This is a genomic window from Hydrogenophaga sp. GW101-3F08, assembly GCF_059424585.1.
This window is the reverse complement of sequence record NZ_JBWKZP010000001.1, coordinates 321795-337703: the sequence shown is the minus strand read 5'-3', so window position 1 is coordinate 337703 and position 15909 is coordinate 321795. Positions and strand designations below refer to the sequence as shown.

The 15909-nt window shown below is 65.5% G+C and carries 15 protein-coding genes; all 15 read right to left on the bottom strand.

The features are described 5' to 3' along the window. Window position 1 precedes the first annotated feature (1 nt). Window positions 2–1321, bottom strand: a complete 1320-nt coding sequence (hflK, locus tag AC07YZ_RS01810; protein WP_226494733.1) for an FtsH protease activity modulator HflK — start codon at window positions 1319–1321, stop codon at window positions 2–4. A gap of 133 nt (window positions 1322–1454) precedes the next feature. Further along, window positions 1455–2639, bottom strand: a complete 1185-nt coding sequence (gene hflX, locus AC07YZ_RS01805) for a GTPase HflX (RefSeq protein WP_494793505.1) — start codon at window positions 2637–2639, stop codon at window positions 1455–1457. A gap of 81 nt (window positions 2640–2720) precedes the next feature. After that, on the bottom strand, window positions 2721–2972 hold the full coding sequence (gene hfq / locus AC07YZ_RS01800) for an RNA chaperone Hfq (RefSeq protein WP_413465756.1): 252 nt from the start codon (window positions 2970–2972) through the stop codon (window positions 2721–2723). Window positions 2973–3057: 85 nt separating this feature from the next. Next, window positions 3058–4392, bottom strand: coding sequence for a ribosome biogenesis GTPase Der (gene der, locus AC07YZ_RS01795; protein ID WP_494793504.1), 1335 nt, complete (start codon window positions 4390–4392; stop codon window positions 3058–3060). 107 nt (window positions 4393–4499) lie between these two features. Then, window positions 4500–5657 (bottom strand): outer membrane protein assembly factor BamB, encoded by a 1158-nt coding sequence (gene bamB, locus AC07YZ_RS01790; RefSeq protein ID WP_226493015.1) that lies wholly within the window; start codon window positions 5655–5657, stop codon window positions 4500–4502. Further along, window positions 5654–6328 (bottom strand): YfgM family protein, encoded by a 675-nt coding sequence (locus tag AC07YZ_RS01785; RefSeq protein ID WP_494793503.1) that lies wholly within the window; start codon window positions 6326–6328, stop codon window positions 5654–5656. Before AC07YZ_RS01785 ends, bamB begins: the two co-directional genes overlap by 4 nt. A 61-nt stretch (window positions 6329–6389) precedes the next feature. Then, the gene (gene hisS / locus AC07YZ_RS01780) at window positions 6390–7703 is read right to left on the bottom strand and encodes a histidine--tRNA ligase (protein WP_494793502.1); all 1314 of its coding nucleotides are present in this window, start codon (window positions 7701–7703) and stop codon (window positions 6390–6392) included. Between the two features lie 80 nt (window positions 7704–7783). Next, entirely contained in the window at window positions 7784–9097 is a 1314-nt protein-coding gene (gene ispG / locus AC07YZ_RS01775; RefSeq protein ID WP_494793501.1) for a flavodoxin-dependent (E)-4-hydroxy-3-methylbut-2-enyl-diphosphate synthase, read from the bottom strand. Then, on the bottom strand, window positions 9094–10026 hold the full coding sequence (locus AC07YZ_RS01770; protein WP_494793500.1) for a RodZ domain-containing protein: 933 nt from the start codon (window positions 10024–10026) through the stop codon (window positions 9094–9096). The genes ispG and AC07YZ_RS01770 overlap by 4 nt, the downstream gene beginning before the upstream one ends. Before the next feature lie 25 nt (window positions 10027–10051). Beyond that, entirely contained in the window at window positions 10052–10912 is an 861-nt protein-coding gene (gene pilW / locus AC07YZ_RS01765) for a type IV pilus biogenesis/stability protein PilW (RefSeq protein ID WP_413465758.1), read from the bottom strand. After that, window positions 10909–12060, bottom strand: a complete 1152-nt coding sequence (rlmN, locus tag AC07YZ_RS01760; protein WP_494793499.1) for a dual-specificity RNA methyltransferase RlmN — start codon at window positions 12058–12060, stop codon at window positions 10909–10911. The genes pilW and rlmN overlap by 4 nt, the downstream gene beginning before the upstream one ends. A 7-nt stretch (window positions 12061–12067) precedes the next feature. Further along, window positions 12068–12493 (bottom strand): nucleoside-diphosphate kinase, encoded by a 426-nt coding sequence (gene ndk / locus AC07YZ_RS01755; RefSeq protein ID WP_068168814.1) that lies wholly within the window; start codon window positions 12491–12493, stop codon window positions 12068–12070. A 135-nt stretch (window positions 12494–12628) separates the two neighbouring features. Beyond that, window positions 12629–13984, bottom strand: a complete 1356-nt coding sequence (locus AC07YZ_RS01750) for a pseudouridine synthase (RefSeq protein WP_494793498.1) — start codon at window positions 13982–13984, stop codon at window positions 12629–12631. Then, complete coding sequence (gene scpB / locus AC07YZ_RS01745) at window positions 13950–14675, bottom strand: SMC-Scp complex subunit ScpB (protein ID WP_494793497.1); 726 nt, start codon at window positions 14673–14675, stop codon at window positions 13950–13952. Before scpB ends, AC07YZ_RS01750 begins: the two co-directional genes overlap by 35 nt. Before the next feature lie 212 nt (window positions 14676–14887). Next, window positions 14888–15904 carry an RluA family pseudouridine synthase gene (locus tag AC07YZ_RS01740; protein WP_494793496.1) on the bottom strand — a complete coding sequence of 339 codons (1017 nt, stop codon included), beginning with the start codon at window positions 15902–15904 and terminating at the stop codon, window positions 14888–14890. Window positions 15905–15909: the final 5 nt, after the last annotated feature.

Here is a 15909-nt window from a genome sequence, read left to right as displayed (position 1 = left end):
CTCAGCGGCTCTCACGCTCGCGCGAGCGCGCGGCGTTGTCCTGGCTGCGGGACGTGGGTACGGACGACGGAATCGTCGGGCTGGACGTGGGCGCCGGGCTGGGAGCGGCGACCGGAGCCTGTGCAGCCATTTGCATGATCTTGTCCAGCGGCAGATACAGCAGATTCGATCCCGACTTGGAATCCACCATCACCTTGGTCACGTTGCTGTAGATTTCCTGCATGGCATCGACGTACATGCGCTCGCGGGTGACCTGTGGCGCCTTCTGGTACTCGGCCAGCACCGAGCGGAAACGTTGCGAATCACCCTCGGCCTGCGCCACGATCCGGGCCCGGTAGCCTTCGGCCTCTTCGGTCAGTCGGGAAGCCGCGCCGCGGGCCCGTGGCACCACGTCGTTGGCATAGGCCTCTGCCTCGTTCTTGGCACGCTCACGCTCCTGGCCGGCTTTCAGCACGTCGTCGAATGAAGCCTGCACCTGCTCGGGGGGACGCACGCCACCCTGTTGCAGGTTGATGCCCACAACCTCGATGCCCACCTTGTAGCGGTCCAGAATGGACTGCATGAGGACCCGCACACGGGGCGCGATCTGGTCGCGCTCCTCGGCCAGGGCCGCGTCCATGCGCATCTTGCCAACGACCTCGCGCACAGCCGTTTCGGCGGCTTTGACCACCGCGGCATCCGGGTCGCGGCTCTCGAACAGGAAGGCTCGCGCATCGTTCAAGCGGTACTGGACCGCGAACTTGATCTCGACAATGTTCTGATCGATGGTCAGCATCGCCGAATCGCGCAGGCCCGTGGCCGGCAACACGTTGTCGCCACCCACGTCCACAGAGCGGATCTGCGTGACAAACACCGTCTCGTGACGCTGGATCGGATAAGGCAGACGCCAGTTGAAACCGGCGCCGACCGAGCTGTGGTATTTCCCGAACTGGGTGATGACGGCCTGCTGGCCTTCCTGCACGATGAAAAAGCCCGTGCCAAGCCAGATCAGCGCCACCACGCCAACGATCAGACCAGCGCCAATGCCTGTGCTCTTGGGACTCGGATTGAAACCGGGCATTCCCCCGCCACCCGAACCGTTGCCGCCTCCCTGCCCGCCACGACCACCCTTGCCGCCCAGCAAGCCGCCGAGCTTGCGGTTGAAATCGCGCCAGAGTTCATCCAGGTCGGGAGGGCCCTGATTGGGGCCCTGACCGCGCGGTGGCTTCTGCTGAGGGCGGTCCTCGGTATCGCGTCCCGACTCCGACTCGTTTTGCGGCTTGTCACCGCCACGCGAGGCGTCGTCACCACGCCCCCAGCGGGGATCGTTGAGGTTGAACATGCCCAACAGGACACGCCAGCCGCGCCGGTTTTTGCCGTGAACGCCGGCCTCAACGCCACGCTCGGGTGATTGCAGATTCACATCCATGTGTTGCCAATTTCTTTTCGAATCAAAACCATGACATTGTGCCCAATCAGGGCAGCACATTTTCGATGCTGAGGGTCTCCCCCGGGGTATTCGGATCAAGAACGCCCGCCTGCGACATCACGCGACCCGCGAGCAACGAGCGCAACTCTGGCAATCCTTCGCCGGTCCGGGCGCTCACGTAGATACGAGGCACAGAGGCGCCGTCCAGTTCCATCGCGTCACTTCTCAGGTGCGGAACAGCCGCCGAATCCATGGCGTCGAGCTTGTTGAACACCAGAATCTGCGGCACCTGATCCGCGCCAATGTCCTTGAGCACCCCCAACACCGAGGCGATCTGCTCCGGATGCGACGGATTGGACGCATCCACCACATGCAGCAAGAGATCGGCGTCGGTCGCTTCCTGCAACGTGGCGGCAAATGCATCCACCAGGCCGTGAGGCAGGTCGCGGATGAAGCCCACGGTATCCGACAACGAGACCGAACGCCCGGCCTCGCCCAGATACAACTGACGGGTGGTGGTGTCGAGTGTTGCAAACAGCTGGTCGGCGGCATAGGCCCGGGCCTTGACCAGCCCATTGAACAAGGATGATTTGCCCGCATTGGTGTAACCCACGAGCGAGATCGAGAAGGTGTCGCGGCGTTCGCGCTGGCGGCGCTGGGTGGCGCGCTGCTTTTTGACCTTTTCCAGCCGCTCCTTGGTGCGCTTGATGGCTTCCCCAATCATGCGTCGGTCCAGTTCGATCTGGGTTTCGCCTGGACCACCGCGCATGCCAATGCCGCCACTTTGCCGCTCCAGGTGCGACCAGCGGCGCACCAGCCGGGTCGACAGGTATTGCAGCCGCGCAAGCTCCACCTGCAGCTTGCCTTCGTGGCTGCGTGCGCGTTGGGCAAAGATTTCGAGGATCAGCAGCGTCCGGTCGTTGACCGGCATGCCGAGGTGGCGCTCCAGGTTGCGCTGTTGCGCCGGGCTCAATGACTGGTCGAACAAGATTTCCGCTGCGCCGGAAGACTGGGCCAGCATCTTGATCTCGTCGGCCTTGCCGGACCCGATAAAAAGGGCCGGATCGGGTGCACGCCGTTTGCAGGTGACACGGTCGGCCACCCGATAGCCGGCCGTCTGGGCCAGCAGGCCGAGCTCTTCGAGCGCGGCGTCAAAATGGGGCAACCCGAAATCCACCCCCACCAGAATGACCGATGGCGTGGCGTTGCGGGAGGGATCAGGCGGGTTCAAATCAGTTCAACCGGCCTTCGGCGCTGCAAGCGACCACGCAGCCCAAGGCCGCCCGATCGCCTGCAGGATTCAGGGTGTGAATCAAGAAGCAGTGGACTCGTCCGCACCAGCGGCGGAAAACTGCACCGGACGGCCCGGCACGATGGTGGAAATGGCATGCTTGTAAACCATTTGCGTCACCGTGTTGCGCAGCAACACGACGTACTGGTCAAACGATTCGATTTGACCCTGAAGCTTGATGCCGTTGACCAGATAGATCGACACGGGAACGTGTTCCCGGCGAAGCTGGTTCAGAAAAGGGTCTTGCAAGAGCTGGCCTTTGTTATTGCTCACGATATGCTCCGTGTTCAAAAAAAGTTAATGAGGTGTGCACCATACCACAGCCCTGCCCCCTGCACGAGGCTTCGCGCAGGAGTGCTCACTCCTTGAAGGGGTTGGTCGAGGTCTTGAATTCGATGCGCAGTGGCGTGCCCACCAAATCGAACGCCTTGCGAAAACGGCCTTCCAGGAAGCGCTTGTAGGCGTCGGGCACGTGTTCCAGCGAGTTGCCATGAATCACGATCACCGGCGGGTTCATTCCGCCTTGGTGGGCGTAACGCATTTTGGGACGGAACATGCCACTGCGCTGCGGTGCCTGGAACGCCACCGCTTCCAGCAGCAGGCGCGTCAGCATGGGCGTGGACATCTTGCGCATGGCCGAGGCATGCGCTTGAGCGATGGATTTCCACACCGGCCCCAGTCCCTGGCGCTTCTTGGCCGAGATCAGGTGCAGCGAGGCGAATTTGAGAAACGCCAGCCGGGTCTCGATCTGGCGTTCGATCTGTTCGCGCTGGTAGGCATCCACCGCGTCCCATTTGTTGATGGCCAGCACCACGGCGCGCCCACTCTCCAGGATGTAACCCGCGATGTGTGCGTCCTGGTCGGTCACACCCTGCGTGGCGTCGAGCAGCAGCAGGACCACATGGGCGTTTTCGATCGCCTGCAGGGTCTTGACCACCGAAAACTTCTCGATGGCCTCGAACACCTTGCCCTTGCGGCGCAGGCCAGCCGTGTCGATCAACTCGTATTTCTGGCCCTCGCGCTCGAACGGCACCGAAATGGCGTCGCGCGTGGTGCCCGGCAGGTCAAACGCCACCAGGCGCTCTTCGCCCAGCCAGACATTGATCAGGGTGGACTTGCCCACGTTGGGGCGACCGGCGACCGCCAGCCGGATCACCCCGGTTTCGACCTCCGGCTCCTCGTCGTCCAGATCAGGCAACCCAGGAATGGCCTCCAGCGCGGTTTCCAGCATGGAACGCACGCCCTGCCCGTGGGCACTGGACACCGGCAGCACTTCGCCCAGGCCGAGTTCAAAAAACTCGACCAGTTGCAGCCCCTGGGTCATGCCTTCGGCCTTGTTGGCCACCAGCACCGTGGGTTTGCCCAGGCGGCGCAAGTATTGGGCGATCTCGTGGTCCTGCGCACTGATGCCGGCACGCGCATCCACGACAAAGATCACCACGTCCGACTCGGCCACGGCCTGCCGGGTCTGCTTGGCCATCTCGCGGTAGATGCCCTCGCTGGCGTCGGGTTCGAAGCCGCCGGTATCGATCACGATGTACTCGCGCTTGCCCAGGCGGCCATTGCCGTAGTGGCGGTCACGGGTGAGTCCGGCAAAGTCGGCCACGATGGCGTCGCGTGAACTCGTCAGGCGGTTGAACAGGGTGGACTTGCCCACATTGGGGCGTCCCACCAGAGCGATGACGGGTTTCACGAAACAGTACCTTTCAATTGCATGGACCAGAACACGGTCCCTATCCCTGGTCTGACCAGGGCCCAGTCATTCCCGGCGCGACCCGGTGAACGACTGGTGTCGCATCTTCACTGGGGGCGCCAGGCGTACACGCCACCCTTGCGCGTCTGCACCACCATGACCTGCCCGGCCAGCACGGGAGCGGCGATCACGGGAGATCCGTCGGTGGACAAACGGGTCATTTCACTGCCGTCCTCGCGCGAGAGCAGGTGCACCAGGCCTGTGCTGTCGCCCACGGCAAGCACGCGGCCGACCGACAGGGGGGCCGTCAGGTCACGGTATTTCAGGCGACTGGACTCCCAGGCTTGCTCGCCGGACGCACGCTGCCAAGCCAGCAACCGGCCGTCCGCCTCGCTGCCAAAGACCAGTTTGTCATCGCCATGAACCCCGGTCTTGCCTTGGGCGGGTTTGGACCAGACCACGCCACCGCGGCTGGTATCCACGCAGCCCACGGCCGAGCCGTAGGCACGTGTGCAGACGCTGCTGCCCAGGCGGCTGACCGGCCCCACCAGATCCACCAGACGTTCCACCTCGTTGGTCCCGCGCGCAGTGGTCACCGGGGCTTCCCAGCGGATGGCGCCATTGAGGGGATTCAGCCCCGTGAGCCGGCCGGACAAACCGACCACCAGGGTGTCATCCACCGCGAGCAACACGCCCGACTGGCGCAACACCAGCGGCTCTCCTGGGCGCGCCTGGTTCCACAAGCGGGCACCGGTTTGCGCGTCGAACGCCGTCACGGCGCGGTCGGCGGTCAGGACGAACACGCGTGCACCGGCCACGAGAGGCGCCGTGAAGGAGCGCGCAGGCAGGCGCACGCGCCAGCTGACACGGCCTTCGGCGATGGCCACCAATTCGTTGTCCTGCGTGATCACGGCGGCCGTCTGACCATCGGAGCCCACGCCGGCAGAAACCGGCGTGCCCAGGTTCAGGCGCCAGAGGTCCTGCCCCGTGTTTGCATCCAGCGCCACCACCGTGCCTTCCCCACCGGTCAGGAACACGCGCGCACCGACCACCATGGGGGTCACCATCGAGCTGGTCGGGCCGACCTGCGCTGTCCATGCCAGTTTCGCGGCCAGAAGCGCGGCCACCGGTGGCAACTCAGCCGGTTTGGGCTTCTCCGGGCTGGACGAGCAGGCGGACAGCCCCAGGGCGGACGCGATCGCCAGGACGATCAACGCCCGGGCGCCATGACCTGTGGGCAGATTCAAGAGGGGACGACGTTTCAAGGGGAGGCCTCCGTGGCGGGGGACAGTGTGGACACATCCACACCCAGTGAAGCGAGCTTGACTTCAACCAGCTTGCGGTATTCAAAACGCCCACCCAAAGCGCGCCAGGCGTTCTGGTACTGGGTTTTGGCGTCGTCGGTCTTGCCCTGGGCCAGGTAGACATCGCCCCGGCGATCGGCCGCCAATGGCTCGAAGGCCTTGGGGAACGGTGCTTCCAGGGTCTTGAGCGCCTGGTCATGGGCCTTGGCCTCCAGGTCCAGCGCGGCCAGACGCAACCGCGCCACGGCCTGGTACGACCCGTCCGACGATTTTTCGACCACCCAGGACAGGGCGGCGCGCGCGCCATCGGCCTTGCCCGCTTCAAAAAGCGTCTTGCCGGCAAGCAGCGCACCCTGCGCCGCAAAGGTGGTGCCCGCGAAGCGGTCTTTCATTTCGGTCAGAGCGCGCTCGATCCGGTCCGCGTCGCGCGCGACGGCGGCCCGTTCGATCTCGTCGTACAGCGCCGCGGCCTTGGTGGCCTGGTTGCGTTGCCAGTAGTTCCAGCCGTTCCATGCAGCCATGGAACCGAAGACAACAATCAACACCCAGGTGATGAGGTTGCCGTACTGAGCCCAGAAATGTTTGATCTGATCGAGCTGTTCCTGCTCTTCAAGGTCGAGGTGTTTGGCCATGTGGGATATGCAAATGCGGTTCGGACGATTGTAGGCGGCGCGCCTGGATGGATGGAGGTGCTCAAAGGCTGCGCAGTATGGCGCACCATGCCAAGGGGTCGGCCAGGGGCTGCAGCGACTGCGCCGCCACCGCTGCCGATGGGTTTCCGTCGGCGCCGGGGGCGCGCAGAGGCTTGAGCGACACCATGCCCTGCGCCAGTTCATCGGCCCCAAAGATCAGGGCAAACCGCGCGCCGCTGGCGTCGGCCTTCTTGAACTGCGACTTCATGCTGCCCATGCCTTCGGCTCCCCCGGCGTGCATGAGCACGCTCACGCCCTGCTGGCGCAGCACGCGCAGCAATGCCATGGCTTGCGGTAGTGCGGCCGCATCGGGCACCACCGCGTAGGCGTCGGGCGCCGGTTGTTCGGGCAAGCGGCCCTGCTCTTTCAGCAACTCCAGGATGCGCTCCATGCCCAGGGCCCAGCCCACGGCCGGTGCCGCCTTGCCACCGATCTGCTCGAACAGGCCGTCGTAGCGGCCGCCGGCGCAGACTGTGCCTTGCGATCCCAGTTGCGTGGTCACGAACTCAAACACGCTGAGGTTGTAGTAGTCCATGCCACGCACCAGGCGCGGGTTGATGCGGTACGCGATCCCTTGCGCGTCCAGCAGAGCGCGCAGGCGGTTGAAGTGGTCCAGCGACTCGGCCCCAAGATGGTCCATGAGGCGCGGCGCCGCGTTGACCACGTCCTGCATGGCGGGGTTCTTGGTGTCCAGGATGCGCAGCGGGTTGCTGTGCAGCCGGCGCTTCGCGTCCTCATCGAGCCGATCGGCGTGCGCCTCCAGGTGGGCAATGAGCGCCTGGCGGTGGGCCAGACGCTCGGCTGGCTGGCCCAGGCTGTTGATTTCCAGTTCGATGCCGGACAGACCCAGCTCGGCCCAGAGGTCACAGGCCAGCACGATCAGTTCGGCGTCCACGTCCGGGCCGGCAAAACCCAGCGCCTCGGCGCCGAATTGGTGGAACTGGCGGTAACGCCCGCGCTGCGGCCGCTCGTGGCGGAACATCGGGCCCATGTAATACAGGCGCTTGCCACCGTCGTACAGCATCGAGTGCTCCAGAGCGGCACGCACCACGCCCGCGGTGTTCTCGGGGCGCAGGGTGAGCTGTTCGCCATTGAGCCGGTCTTCGAAGGAGTACATCTCCTTTTCGACGATGTCGGTCACCTCGCCCAGGCCGCGCACGAACAGCGCGGTCGGTTCCACGATGGGGGTGCGCACGTTGCGATAGCCGTAGCGCTGCATGAGCGAGCGCAAGCGGTCTTCGAGCCACTCCCAGTGCGCGGACACGGGCGGGGCGATGTCGTTCATGCCTTTGACGGCGCTCAGTTTTTCAGCCATGGGTGATGCTCAGAGGGAGAGATGAACCGGCGGAACGCGGCATCCGCCGGCCCGCCGTGTACAAGCCGCGCAGCGGCCAATCAGGAACCGGATCCGTACCGCTTCTCGATGTAGTTTTCGACAATCTGCTGGAACTCGCGCGCGATGCCCTCGCCGCGCAGCGTCAATGCTTTTTCCCCGTCGATGTAAACCGGGGCGGACGGCGCTTCGCCGGTCCCCGGCAGACTGATGCCGATGTCGGCGTGTTTGCTCTCGCCCGGTCCGTTGACGATGCAGCCCATCACGGCAACCTTGAGGTTTTCCACCCCGGTGTAGCGGGCGCGCCAAAGCGGCATGGAGCCGCGCAGGAAGTCGTCGATTTGTTTGGCCAGCTCCTGGAACGTGGTGCTGGTCGTGCGACCGCAGCCCGGGCAGGCGGTCACGCTGGGCACGAAAGCGCGCATGCCAAGCGCCTGCAGTATCTCGGACGCGATCACCACCTCCTGCGTGCGCGATTCGCCCGGCTGGGGCGTGAGGGAAACGCGGATGGTGTCGCCAATGCCCTGCTGCAGCAGCACCGATAGCGCCGCCGCGGAAGCCACGGCACCCTTGGTGCCCATGCCCGCTTCGGTCAGCCCCAGGTGCAGCGCATGGTCGCAACGCTGGGCCAGCGCCTGGTACACCGCGATCAGGTCCTGCACGCTGCTCACCTTGCAGGACAACAGGATGTTGTTGCCATTCAGGCCAATGTCCTGCGCCCGGTGCGCCGAGTCGAGCGCGGACGTGATCAGGGCTTCGTACATCACCTGGCGGGTGTCCCAAGGCTGGGCACGCCGGGCGTTTTGGTCCATCAGCCGGGCCAGCAGGTCCTGGTCGAGGCTGCCCCAGTTCACGCCGATGCGGATGGCCTTGTCGTGGCGCGCCGCGATCTCGACCATCTGGGCGAACTGCCGGTCGCCCTTCTCGCCACGCCCCACGTTGCCCGGATTGATGCGGTATTTGGACAAGGCCTCGGCACACGCCGGGTGATCGCTGAGCAGGCGGTGACCGTTGTAGTGGAAGTCGCCGATCAGGGGTACGTTCACCCCCATGCGGTCCAGCTGCTCGCGAATGTGCGGCACGGCCTTGGCGGCTTCGTCGTTGTTGACCGTGATGCGCACCAGTTCGGAGCCGGCCAGCGCCAGTTCCTTGACCTGGATCGCGGTGCCGATGGCGTCCGCGGTATCGGTGTTCGTCATGGACTGCACCCGCACCGGCGCATCGCCCCCCACGGTCACGCGATGCGTGCCCCAAGCGACCACGGCCTGCCGGGTCTGGCGCGCGCGCGCCGCGGTCAGCGCGATGGGCTGGGATTCGGTATCGGGTGTCCGGCTGCTCGTGGCCGGGCGGACGGCGGTGTCGGTGGTCATGCTCATTTCACCTCAAAGCGGGCCACGCTGTTGCGCGCATAGGGTGTCACATCGAACGGGCGCCCGCGCACCGTGACCTGGGCTGCGTCAGCACGCCCCAGCACCACCGAATACGGCGGGGCTGCGGAGAAATCCATCACGTCACCGGCCTTGAGCATGCGTTGCACCACGACTTTGCCCGAACCGTTGACCACCTGCAGCCAGGAATCCCCCGTGGCGGCAATGCTCAGCAGGCTGCCGGGTGCGGGTGCTGTGGATGGGGTGGCCGACGCCGACGAACCGACCACCGGTTCCGGGTCGGTGGCTGCACTGGAGGGCTCGGCAGCAGGAACTTGCGGCAAAGACGCGCCGGCGGGAGGCGGAACCTCGGGCACCCCAGAAGGCGCCCGCGGCGTATCGACAGCAGCAGGTGCGACGACATTGCCATCGGTCACGGGCTCCCCGGTGGCGGCGGCACCCGCCGATTCTCCGCCCGTGGTCGGCGCCTCGATACCGGGGCCACCCGATGTCAACAGCCTGGTATCGAGCTCTGGCAGGAACGCCAGCACCAGCGTCGCGAGCAGCAGCACCAACGCGGCCAGCACCGCCGGACGCAACAGCCAGCGCAGGGGACCACCCACCTGGGCATCGTTGGGTGTCTTGAAGGGGGCGTTGATCGCGGGGCTCGGCGTGCCCAGTTGGGGCGCGTGTCCGAGCGGAATCTGCGACAAGACGATCGCCGGATCGATCTTGAGATGGCGACTGGCGCTTGAAGCCAACGCCCGGGCAAAGGTCATGTCGGGCAGTTCGTCGTAGCGCCCGGCTTCCAGTGCCTCGAGTTTTTTGACGGGCACCTTCAACGCCGCGGCCAGCGCAGCGATGTGCAAGCCCGCGGCCTCGCGGGCCTGCCGAAGAAAGACCGGCGAGCTCACCGCCGGCTCTTCCATCTGCGCCATGGCATCGGCGCCATGGGACCACTGCTCACTCATCGAAAGATCCTCGCTGGTAAGCCGCCCATTCGCGAGACTGCGGATAACGGCGTGAGAGCTGCTGGGCCAGTTGCTTGACCGCATCGTCGTTGCGCAGGTGGCGCTCCAGCTTGATACCCAACCAGAGCGTTTCGGCGTTGGCCAGCTCGGAGTTGTTCACCCGCCGGACGATGAACTGGGCCCGGGTATGTTCGCCCCGGCGAAACAGCAGCGATGCCAGGTTGTAGCCCACGTAGGGGTTGCCCGGATCGAGCTCGTAGGAACGGGCAAAACTGCCTTCGGCTTCCGGGAGGCGCCCCATGCGGAGTTCACACGTGCCCTTGAGCATCAAAGTCTTGGCCTGGCCGCTGTAGATCGGACTGGCCAGTGCTTGCGTGAACGACTGGATCGCTTCGGTATGACGGCCCTGATTGCAGGCAAACCAGCCGAAGTTGTGCAGGGCATCCGGGTCCTTCGGGTTGATCTGCAAGGCCCGCTTGAAGCTGTCTTCGGCCTGGCGCGCGTCGTTGAGCCGCATATAGACCAGGCCACGCAGCACATAGGCGGGACCATAGGTCGGGTCGGCCGCCAGCGATTGTTTGATTTCGTCAAGAGCGACCGAGGTCTGCCCTTGCTCAAAGTAGTTGGAGGCCAGCTCCAGACGGATGCGCGCGCGCTTGCGGGTTTCAGGCTCGTCCGACTCGGTGATGGGCTCGGCCGTGGTGGACGTGGCCGATGCGGGCGGGGTGGCACACCCCTGCAACACCGCCATGGCCAGCAGCATCGGCACAAGCAGGGCCACCCAGGCGTTGCGCCGGGTCCATCCTTTCGCAAAACCATGCCCGTCGGAACCGAATCGAAGTACTGGTGTCATGCCTGTTTTTCCTTGGCTGTGTGCACAAACCGGATGGGTTGTTCGGTCTGCTGCCGACGCTGCGACAGACGGCTTGCCGCATTGGTGCGGTCCAGCACATCTCCCGCAAGCTGGCCGCAGGCGGCATCGATGTCGTCGCCACGCGTCTTGCGCACCGTGGTAACGATCCCGCCATCGTTGAGGATCTTGCCGAAATGCAGCACCACCGAGCGGGGTGAACACTTCAGACCCGAATCGGGGAACGGATTGAACGGGATCAGGTTGATTTTGCACGGAACCCCTCGGCCCCCATGGCCCTTGAGCAAGGCCAGCAACTGCCGGGCGTGCTCAGGCTGGTCGTTCACCCCATCGAGCATGCAGTACTCGAAGGTGATGAAGTCGCGAGGTGCTGCCGGCAGATAGCGCAGGCAGGCGTCGAGCAGTTCGGCAATCGGGTACTTGCGGTTGAGTGGCACCAATGCATCGCGCAGGGCATCGTTGGGCGCGTGCAGCGACACGGCCAGGGCCACCGGACAGTCCTGGGCCAGGCGGTCGATCATGGGCACCACACCCGATGTGGACACCGTCACGCGGCGGCGCGAGAGGCCATAGCCGTGGTCGTCCAGCATCACACGCAGCGCCGGGACGAGCGCACCGTAGTTCTGCAGCGGCTCACCCATGCCCATCATCACCACGTTGGTGATCACGCGCTCTGTCTTGCCCAGGTGCTGGCGCAAAAACCGCTCGGCGTGCCAGAGCTGGGCCAGGATTTCACCCGTGGTGAGGTTGCGCGAAAAACCCTGGTGACCGGTGGAGCAGAAACGGCAGCCGACGGCGCAGCCGGCCTGGGAAGAAATGCACAGGGTGCCTCGATCGTCTTCGGGAATGAACACGGTTTCCACCGCGTTGCCATCTCCCACATCGAACAGCCATTTGATGGTGCCGTCGGCCGAGTCCTGGCGCGAGAGCACCGGCAGGCCCGTGATGGCGCACACCGAAGGCAGCTTCTCGCGCAGGCTGCGCGCGAGGTCGGTCATCTCATCGAAGCCCGACGCCCCTTTTTGATGAATCCAGCGAAACAGCTGGACGGCGCGAAAACGCTTTTCGCCCAGCTGTTCGCAAAAGGCGGCCAAGCCTTCCAGATCGAAGTCGAGCAGGTTGGCCGTCATGACATGATCAACGCGAATAGACGTTCATGCCGGCGAAGAAAAACGCCACTTCGGCGGCAGCCGTTTCGGGCGCGTCAGAGCCGTGCACGGCGTTGGCGTCGATGCTGTCAGCAAAGTCGGCGCGAATGGTGCCGGCGGCGGCTTTCTTCGGATCGGTCGCGCCCATCAGGTCGCGGTTCTTGGCGATGGCGCCTTCGCCTTCGAGGGCCTGGATCATCACAGGGCCGGAGATCATGAAATCGACCAGATCCTTGAAGAAAGGACGCTCTTTGTGCACAGCGTAAAAAGCTTCGGCTTCACCACGCGAGAGGTGGGCCATGCGGGCGGCCACGACCTTCAGGCCGGCGGCTTCAAAACGGGCGTAGATCTGGCCGATGACGTTCTTGGCGACGGCGTCGGGTTTGATGATCGAGAGGGTGCGTTCGATGGCCATATATATCCTTGGGTTTTGTTGGGTAATTCGTGATATTTGCGATATCCCGCAAAGCCTTTGATTCTACAACGGGCGTCCGGTTTCCAGCCCCTGCGCGACCGGGCCGCAACAGAATCGGGCCGACGAGACACAGGCTCAGCGACCGCCCTGGCGACCGCCGCCGCGGCGGCGTCCAGCACCGCCGGCCGGACCGCCCCGGCCGCCGTCCTGCTCGCGCTGGCGCTGCAAGGCGTCTTGACCGATGTAGCCAAACGAGGTCTTCATGGGATCGGGCTGGGACGGTTTGCCACCCTGCCCTTTGGGCCCCCCCTTGCCACCGCGGGCATTCGGACCAGTTCCTGGCGCGCCGGTGCCGTCCGGTGCCCAGAGGCTGCGCCCCCGGCGCGCACCCGGCGGCGGCGCGTCACCGCGGCTGCCGGCCGGGTTGCCATAGGTCTTGCCACCCTTGTTGCCGGCCTTGCCCCGGTTGGCGGGGTGGCGGCCCACAGGGCGGACTGCGCGATCGCCCTCACCGGCAGCGGCGTGCATGCCCGCCGCGGCGGTGAGCCGGTCGATGTCGCGCTGGTCGAGCTCGATCCACACGCCGCGCTTGAGACCGCGCGGCAGCATCATGGCGCCGTAGCGGATGCGGATCAAGCGGCTGACCGCATGGCCCACCGCCTCGAACATGCGGCGCACCTCGCGGTTGCGGCCTTCACCAATCGTGACCCGGTACCAGCAATTGGCGCCCTCGCCACCACCGTCTTCGATGCTGGCGAACTGCGCCACGCCGTCGTCGAGCCGCACACCGTCGAGCAGGCGCTGCTTTTCGTCGTTGGACAAGGCCCCGAGCACGCGCACCGCGTATTCTCGCTGCAGGCCGAACCGCGGGTGCATCAGGCGGTTCGCCAGCTCTCCCGAGTCCGTCAGCAACAACAGGCCTTCGGTGTTGATGTCGAGCCGGCCGACCGACTGCCATTTGCCCTGGTACAGGCGTGGCAAACGGCGGAACACCGTGGGGCGGTTCTGCGGGTCGTCGTGCGACACCACTTCACCCGCGGGCTTGTGATACGCCAGCACGCGCGGCGGCGGCGGCGTCATGCGCACACGCACCGGCTTGCCGTTGACCTTGATCACGTCGCCGTACTGGATGCGCTGGCCGATGTGGGCAGGCTCGCCATTGACCGAAATGCGCCCTTCCAGGATCAATTGCTCCATCTCCAGCCGCGAACCCATGCCCGCCTGCGCCAACACCTTGTGCAGCTTGGGCGACTCGGCTTCGGGCGCGAGCACGCGCTTGGTGGGCAATGGCAGGTCTTTTTCCTGCTCGGCGTCAAAAGCACCGCTGACCACGTCGTCAAAACGCAGCGCTTCGGGTTCGGCGGGCCGCCGCGCCGGAGCCGCAGGCACGGACGGGCTGGCTGCGGGTACGGGCTGCTGCACCGCGTCGTCCGTGGAAGGACCCTCGGGTACCAACTCAGGCGGGTTGTGTGGGGGTGGCACCGGTGTCATGGTTGTCCTGTGGGGAGGCTTCCAGCGGCAATTCGCTGGTGGGGCCGGGGGCGGGAGCGGAGCGCTTGGCGTCGGCCGCGGGAACGGTCTCTGCCGTGGTTTCGGTGTCTTCGTCCGGGGGTTGCAGACTGACCGAAAGGGATTCGAAATCGAGCCGGTCCAGCGCCGACTCCTGCACATCGCTGCCTTCGAGCGGCGGCAACTGGTCGAGCGACGATATCCCCAGATCGTCAAGGAACTGGCGCGTGGTGGCGAAGAGCGCCGGTCGGCCCACGGTCTCGCGGTGACCGATCACCTCCACCCATCCGCGGTCTTCCAGTTGTTTGAGAATCAACGAATTGATGGTCACCCCCCGGATGTCTTCCATGTCACCGCGCGTCACGGGCTGGCGGTAGGCGATGATGGCCAGCGTTTCCAACGTCGCACGCGTGTACCGGGGCGGTTTTTCTGGATGCAGACGGTCCAGATAAGGGCGAAGTTCCGGCCGGCTCTGGAAACGCCAGCCGCTGGCCACCTGGACCAGCTCCACGCCACGCCCGGTCCAGTCCAGCTGCAGGTCGGCCAGCAGGGTCTTGAGCGCGTCGGGGGAGACTTCCATATCGAAGAGAACGCTCAGCTCCCGCACGGTCAGCGGTTGGGGCGCGCAAATCAAAGCCGTCTCAAGGACGCGCTTGGCATCCGTGGTGTTCATTGTCGTGTCTGTCTGTAACCGGCATCCAGCCCGGGCGGGATGTCCATGAGAACAAGGTCGGCATGGCCTGCAAACGCTCCATCGTGGATGGAGCCAAGCGGCCTCAGCATCGGGATTTCAGGCACCTCGTCCCGCATGGGGACCATCAGGGCCATCGGAAGCTGTGGCAGAAACCGGGCCCGCTTCGGGCCACTGCGCAGACTGGCGTGGCATCACCCCAGTTGGCTTTCATTGTAATGGAGACCGGTCTCGGTCAGCAGTTGCAGGAAATCCGCTGGCGGGGGAATCAGGAAATCGAGCGCCTGGCCCTGCGTGGGGTGCAGCAGGCGCAGCCGCGTCGCGTGCAGTGCCTGGCGCGCCATTCCCCACAAAGGCTTGCCGCCATACAGGGTGTCGCCGACGAGGGGGTGCCCCAGCCAGGCCATGTGCACACGAATCTGGTGCGTCCGACCGGTGTGCAGTTTGCAGGCGACCAGGCAGGCCTGCTCCGTCCCATCGAGCAGGCGCATGGTGGTCTGGGCCGGCTTGCCCGTGGTGGACTCGGGCCGCACCACCGCCATGCGCAACCGGTTGTGCACATCGCGGCCGATCGGCTGATCGACGGCCTGCTCGGCCGCCCCCTGCCAGCGCCCGTGTGCCAGCGCCAGGTACTGCCGGTTGACCTCGCGCGCGGCGATGGCGCGCACCAGCGCCTCGACCGCCTGCCGACTCTTGCCCACCAGCATCAACCCCGACGTGTCCTTGTCCAGCCGGTGCACGATGCCCGCGCGGGGCAGATTAGCGGCCGCGGCGTGGTGGGCCAGCAAGCCGTTGAGCAAGGTTCCGCTCCAGTGGCCCGCCGCCGGATGCACCACCAGCCCAGCTGGCTTGTTGATCACCAGCAGGTCGGCGTCTTCAAACACCACCTCCAGCGCCATGGGTTGCGGCACAAAGGCCATCGCCTGCTGGGTGGGGCGCAGTTCCACCTGCAGGCGGTCGCCCACGGCGATGCGGGCCGCGGCCTTGTGGACCGGCGCGCCTCGCAGCCACACCGCGCCGTCGGCCATGAGCTGCTGCAGGTAGGAGCGGGAGAACTCGGGAATGAGCCGGGCCAAGGCACGGTCAATGCGCCAGCCGTGCATGTCGGCCGGGACCTCGCACAAGCGGGTCTCGACCTCCACCACATCGTCGCCGGCGGCGAGCGTCTCGAGGTCTTCCGCAGACACGGAACGGCTTTGCACACCCCCCATCGATA